This is a genomic window from Blautia sp. CGZ-1-C1, from assembly GCF_056504575.1.
The window spans coordinates 1-6,009 of sequence record NZ_JBWLUT010000181.1 but is presented as its reverse complement, the minus strand read 5'-3'; the positions used below and the strand labels follow the sequence as shown (position 1 = coordinate 6,009).

The following is a 6,009-nucleotide window of genomic DNA, read 5'->3' as shown; positions in this document are numbered from 1 at the left end:
TGCCATGCTGGATGATGAACTGAAGAAGAATGTTATCAAGGACGTTGTTCTTCTGAAGCTGGTTGGTTTTAAACCGATTATTGTTCATGGTGGTGGTAAGGAAATCAGTCGCTGGGTTGGCAAGGTTGGTATGGAGCCGAAATTTATCAATGGTCTTCGTGTAACAGATAAAGATACTATGGAGATCGCAGAGATGGTTCTTGCGAAGGTGAATAAGGAACTGGTTGCCATGGTGGAATCTCTTGGTGTAAATGCAGTTGGTATCAGTGGTAAAGACGGTGGTCTGCTGAAATGCCGCAAGAAACAGACAGAGGGCGGAGACATTGGATTTGTAGGCGAGGTTACAAAGGTTGAGCCGAAGATCCTGGAAGATCTTCTGGAGAAAGATTTCCTGCCGATCATTTTCCCGGTAGGCTATGATGATAATTTTGCTACTTATAATATTAATGCAGATGATGCGGCGTGTGCCATTGCAGAGGCTGTTCATGCCGAGAAACTGGCATTTCTTTCTGACATTGAAGGCGTTTATAAGGATAAAGATGATCCCTCCAGTCTGATCTCTGAGCTTCATGTAGATGAGGCTGAGAAACTTATCAGTGACGGTTATGTAGGCGGAGGTATGATTCCGAAGCTGAAAAACTGTATTGATGCCATTGAAGAAGGTGTTAAAAGAGTACATATCCTTGACGGAAGAATTCCTCACAGTTTACTGCTGGAAATCTTTACAAACAAAGGTATTGGTACTGCAATCTTAAGAGAAGACGGGGAGAAATATTATAATGAACATGAATGAACAGATGAAGGAATCAGAAGAGAATATCCTTCACACTTATAATCGTTTTCCTGTTGTTTTTGAAAAAGGACAGGGATGTTATTTATATGATTCCGAGGGAAAGGAATATCTGGATTTTGCAGCAGGTATCGCTGTAAATTCTCTGGGATATCATTATCCGGGATATGACGAAGCATTAAAAGATCAGATTGATAAGCTGATGCATATTTCCAATTTATATTATAATGAACCGATTATCGAGGCAGGTGCGAAGCTGGTAAAGGCAAGCAAAATGAGCAAGGCATTCTTTACCAACAGTGGTACGGAAGCAATCGAAGGTGCTTTAAAAGCTGCTAAGAAATATGCATATGTACGTGACGGACATGCAGACCATGAGATCATTGCAATGAACCATTCCTTCCATGGAAGAAGTATCGGTGCTCTTTCTGTAACAGGAACTGCTCATTACAGAGAGCCGTTTGAGCCGCTGATGGGTGGTGTGAAGTTTGCAGATTTCAATGATCTGGAGAGTGTAAAAGCTCAGATCACAGATAAGACCTGTGCAATTATTACTGAGGTTGTTCAGGGTGAGGGCGGTATCTACCCGGCGAAGAGAGAATTTCTGGAAGGTCTGCGCCAGATCTGTGATGAGAAGGATATTATGCTGATCTTTGATGAGATTCAGTGTGGTATGGGAAGAACCGGTTATTATTTTGCATGGCAGGCATATGGTGTACAGCCGGATATTATGACAAGTGCCAAGGCTCTTGGCTGCGGTGTGCCGGTTGGCGCATTTGTATTAAGTGAGAAAGCTGCCAAAGCTTCTCTGGAGCCTGGAGATCATGGTACTACTTACGGAGGAAACCCGTTTGTATGTGCTGCAGTCAGCAAGGTATTTGAGATTTATGAGAATGATAAGATCATTGAACATGTACAGGAAATGACTCCATATCTGGAACATAAACTGGATGAAATTGTTGCGAAACATGAATGCGCTGCAACAAGACGAGGCATGGGCTTCATGCAGGGAATCGTGATCCAGGGCCGCCCTGTAGGTGAAGTTGTAAAGGCTGCGCTGGCAAAAGGACTGCTGGTGATCTCCGCAGGCAGTGATGTACTGAGAATCGTACCTCCGCTTGTGATCACAAAAGAACATATCGATAAGATGGCTTCAATTCTGGATGAGTGTATGGAATAATTTTTCAAACACGCTCTAAGGCTGTTGCGTTTTGCAATGGCCTTCTTTTTTACAGAAGATATAATTGATATACAATACAGGAATATATGGATGAATTTTAGTTGTTGTTTTGGGAACAAGTTTAACAACCGTAGCAAGAATTTCCTCACCTCTATAGGTGATGGGATGAATTGCACATTCGAGCATGTCTGCTCAAATTCATAAAAAAGCGTAAAAACACTTGTTCTGATACAATAAATATATTATAATAGAAAAAAAGAACAATATGCTCTTGAAATTTGGACGGTCGAAATAAGCAATAAGTGAGTGTACATAATGAGTTTAGATAATAATTCTCATTCAGTGTTTTTGTTTGATTCTGGTTATGAAATATGGCAGAAAGATGCTGGACAATAAGATGTAAGAGAGAACAAAAGAAATCTTTGAAATATAGCACCTGTTGAAACAATCCATCAGTATATAGAGAGTCAGGGTGAGAAAGATAAACCGGGCAGTAAAAATAAGAATCTATCCAAATAAAGAACAGGGATACAGGATAACGGATACGGTCAGTTCCTTTCCATGCTTGGATATAAGCTGGAAGAACGTGGAAAATATCTGATAAAAGTAGACAGATATTTTGCATCCAGTAAGATATGCAGCGTATGCGGACATAAGAAGAAAGAGCTGGCATTATCAGAACGGATATACCTATGTGAATGTGGAAACCGGATGGACCGGGATGTGAATGCGGCGGTCAATATTCTGAAAGAAGGAAAAAGAATATATAAAAAATGTGCATAATAGCACAGAAAAGATCCGTAACCGGATAAAAAAGAACCGCGGGACACGCGGGGATAGCCTGTTTTAGCTTTGCCCTGAAGGGCAATTGAGCAGGAAGCTCCCACTTCAAAATCTGTAAGATTTAAGTGGCGAGAGCATGTCACATGGACGATATATTGACAGGATGATGATAGATGAAGATTTTTGATAGTCCTAAAACTAAATGGGTAATAATATGGAGCATTATCATGTCAATATTCCGAAGGATTTCAGGGATTATTCTACGGAAAACATTAAAGTTTATATTTATGAACCGTTGGATTTATCTGGAACTATTAAAATTGTAAGAAGTAAAATAGTTATTCTCTTTATATGGGGGGAGTTATTTATAATTGGTATTCTATTAATAAGAGCTGTCCAGATAGAGAAAAAAAGAATAATAGGAACATAATCCTTTTTGGCTTGGCAGATTGATTTTGTAGGGTTACGTTATACATTGGTAACATTATACAGACACTATGAAGTATTGTTTTTCACTGTAGATAATAGATTTGGCGCCATTGATATTCTGAAAGAAGATAAGACCTGCGATGATGACTACACAATTGAGTATCTGCGTGCACATTGCGGTATATTTTGTCTGAATTCGGTTGCCGTAGCCCGCTACGACGCCCTCATCCGGACAAAATCTCCCACAAATTGTGACGCACATCTTGCGAAAAGCATTTTTCAAACACACTTTAGGGAGAATATAAGAATAAAGAAAATCGTAAATCTATAATTTTTTATTCGGTTACGATTGACTCGGATGAGGCTGAATAAAAATTGATATTTGTATGTATCCCGATTATACTGGGTATATCATGTTATATTTTAGGTTTGGAGGTTACATCGATGATACATGAAAAAATAGAAATCCATTTAAAAGACTCTGAGTTCACAGCAAACTTATTTACCTATTTTCTGGATAATTCTCCGGAGATAGACCCAGAGAGAAAGAGGCCGGTTGTATTGATCTGTCCAGGTGGCGGATATGCAATGACATCGGACAGAGAGGCAGAAGCACTGGCTGTTAAGTTTATGGCAATGGGGTATCATGCAGCAATTCTTCGTTACAGCGTTGCACCGGCACGTTTCCCGGAGGCACTTCTGCAGTTGGCTACAGCAGTTGCAATGCTTCGTGAGAATGCAGATAAATGGAATATTGATACTGAGAAAATTGTTGTCCAGGGTTCTTCCGCCGGTGGACATCTGGCAGCAAGCCTTGGTGTTTTCTGGAACAAACCGTTTGTGGCGGAAGCTCTGGAAATGGATGCTGAAAAATTCTGCCCTAATGGACTTATGCTCAGTTATCCGGTAATTACTTCCGGAGAAAAAGCACATCAGGGTTCTTTTGAGAGCGTTCTTGGAGAAGACTATGCAGATGAAGAGAAACTCAGATTCTTGTCACTGGAATTCAATGTAACCAAAGATACTCCACCGACGTTCATGTGGCACACTGCCCCGGATGACACCGTTCCGGTAGAGAATTCCCTGCTGTTTTTCCAGGCTCTTCATGCGCTGGACATTCCGGCAGAATTACATATCTATCCCGTAGGAGGTCACGGCTTGGGCCTTGCAACCGCTGAAACCTCCTGCCCCAATGGCTACGGCATCCAGGCAGAATGTGAAACCTGGGTACAGCTTGCCGGGGATTGGATGAAACATACATTTGAAGCGAAAGAAATAATGAAAGCACAGTGGGAATAAGGTGGTACAGACGAGAGGGAGTGCAAGAATAGCACTCCCTGTTTATCTTTTTTTACATATCAGCTGAGATATGAAAATTCACTCAATATCCAGTTCCGGCGGCTCATCCATAGTGTCGGAAACATATTTCCCGTTTTTCTTACGCTGCCGGACGCATTCAGTAAGCAGATACTCGATCTGGCCGTTGACGGAGCGGAAATCATCTTCTGCCCAGGCGGCAATCTGATCATAAAGCTTTGCAGAAAGCCTGAGCGGAATCTGTTTCTTTGGTCTGGTATCAGCCATTAGTACAGACTGCCGGAATTAACCACCGGCTGGGCATCGTGATTGCCACACAGTACAACGAGAAGATTAGAAACCATGGCCGCTTTCCGCTCCTCATCAAGCTCAACCACATTGTTCTCGTTCAATCGTTCCAGTGCCATTTCAACCATGCCAACAGCACCATCTACGATCATCTTTCTCGCATCAATAATAGCAGAAGCCTGCTGTCTCTGCAGCATAACAGCTGCAATCTCAGGAGCATAAGCCAGATAGGTGATGCGTGCCTCAATAATCTCAAGACCAGCCTCCGCAACCTTCTGCTGAATCTCATCCCGGATACGTCCGGCTACAATTTCGCTGGAACCACGCAGGCTGCCCTCATCTGCAACACCATCCCCTGTTGTATCCACATTCGGAGCTACATCATAAGGATAAATCCTTACAATATTGCGAAGAGCACTATCACACTGCAGGGAAAGATATTCCTTATAGTTATCGACATTAAAAACAGCCTTTGCAGTATCTGTCACACGCCATATAACCGCAATTCCGATTTCTACAGGATTACCCAGACAGTCATTGATCTTCTGACGGTTATTGTTCAGAGTCATGATCTTCAGGGAAATCTTTTTACTCACATAAGAGCTATTGGAAGATCCGCTGGTGCCTGCCGCAGCTAATGTCAAAACTGATTTGGCAGCATTACCGCCATCTACATCGCCGCTCTGATTTAATTTCGTCTTAGCTGCCGGATTCACTGCTGTACAAAAAGGATTTACCCAATAAAAGCCGTCATCCTTCAGTGTGCCCACATAATTACCAAACAAGGTAAGAACCAGAGCTTCCTGAGGCTTTAGTACCTTTAATCCAAGAAATGGAATCCATCCCAAAGATAACCAGATGAATCCGACCGCAGCCATTGGAATACAATGAAAGATGGAACCGATTATAGCAAGTGCTGTTGCTGCCGCATACAACAAAATGAAGAGAATCATCATTGCCATACCATTCTTCTTACTGCTTAAAACTTTTTCCTGCATAATAAACCTCCTGACTGGTATATGCATTGCTTTACCATAAAAATATGTATGAACTGGTTGATGTACAAATGATATCATTTTGATATCAAAATGTCAATGCTGAAGAATATTGGATGTGATAAAGAAGAACATTTAATGTGTAGAGGAAAATTTCAGTATAAAAATTCGTAATTCTCAGTTATAATTGAGCTAACACGTTCTGGAGTAATGAGAGATGAGGGTGA

The 6,009-nt window shown here is 41.5% G+C and carries 8 protein-coding genes; 5 read left to right on the top strand and 3 right to left on the bottom strand.

Translation table 11 applies throughout. The annotated features are described in order from the left end of the window. The 3 genes from argB to AC058W_RS16670 all read left to right on the top strand — a co-directional run. A partial coding sequence (argB, locus tag AC058W_RS16680) for an acetylglutamate kinase (protein WP_479390359.1) occupies positions 1 to 793 on the top strand: 793 nt, incomplete at its 5' end. Beyond that, a complete protein-coding gene (locus AC058W_RS16675) occupies positions 780 to 1,970 on the top strand; it encodes an aspartate aminotransferase family protein (RefSeq protein WP_117846271.1) in 1,191 nt (396 codons plus the stop codon). The genes argB and AC058W_RS16675, both read left to right, overlap by 14 nt. Positions 1,971 to 2,498: 528 nt before the next feature. Then, positions 2,499 to 2,753, top strand: a complete 255-nt coding sequence (locus tag AC058W_RS16670) for a transposase (RefSeq protein WP_278308765.1) — start codon at positions 2,499 to 2,501, stop codon at positions 2,751 to 2,753. 484 nt (positions 2,754 to 3,237) lie between these two features. On the opposite strand, the gene AC058W_RS16665 is transcribed toward AC058W_RS16670, so the two are convergent. Continuing rightward, positions 3,238 to 3,444, bottom strand: a complete 207-nt coding sequence (locus tag AC058W_RS16665; RefSeq protein ID WP_334295150.1) for a DUF6783 domain-containing protein — start codon at positions 3,442 to 3,444, stop codon at positions 3,238 to 3,240. Here AC058W_RS16665 and AC058W_RS16660 point away from each other — a divergent pair. Together AC058W_RS16660 and AC058W_RS16655 are read left to right on the top strand one after the other, a co-directional pair. Continuing rightward, positions 3,409 to 3,513, top strand: a complete 105-nt coding sequence (locus AC058W_RS16660; RefSeq protein ID WP_334295151.1) for a DUF6783 domain-containing protein — start codon at positions 3,409 to 3,411, stop codon at positions 3,511 to 3,513. The genes AC058W_RS16665 and AC058W_RS16660 overlap by 36 nt on opposite strands. Positions 3,514 to 3,626: 113 nt before the next feature. Further along, a complete protein-coding gene (locus tag AC058W_RS16655) occupies positions 3,627 to 4,481 on the top strand; it encodes an alpha/beta hydrolase (RefSeq protein WP_117676214.1) in 855 nt (284 codons plus the stop codon). A gap of 78 nt (positions 4,482 to 4,559) precedes the next feature. Here AC058W_RS16655 and AC058W_RS16650 read toward each other — a convergent pair whose 3' ends face one another. Together AC058W_RS16650 and AC058W_RS16645 are read right to left on the bottom strand one after the other, a co-directional pair. Continuing rightward, positions 4,560 to 4,766 (bottom strand): type II toxin-antitoxin system antitoxin, encoded by a 207-nt coding sequence (locus tag AC058W_RS16650; protein WP_026649632.1) that lies wholly within the window; start codon positions 4,764 to 4,766, stop codon positions 4,560 to 4,562. Continuing rightward, a complete protein-coding gene (locus AC058W_RS16645) occupies positions 4,766 to 5,785 on the bottom strand; it encodes an SPFH domain-containing protein (RefSeq protein WP_117676213.1) in 1,020 nt (339 codons plus the stop codon). The genes AC058W_RS16650 and AC058W_RS16645 overlap by 1 nt, the downstream gene beginning before the upstream one ends. Between the last annotated feature and the right edge of the window lie 224 nt (positions 5,786 to 6,009).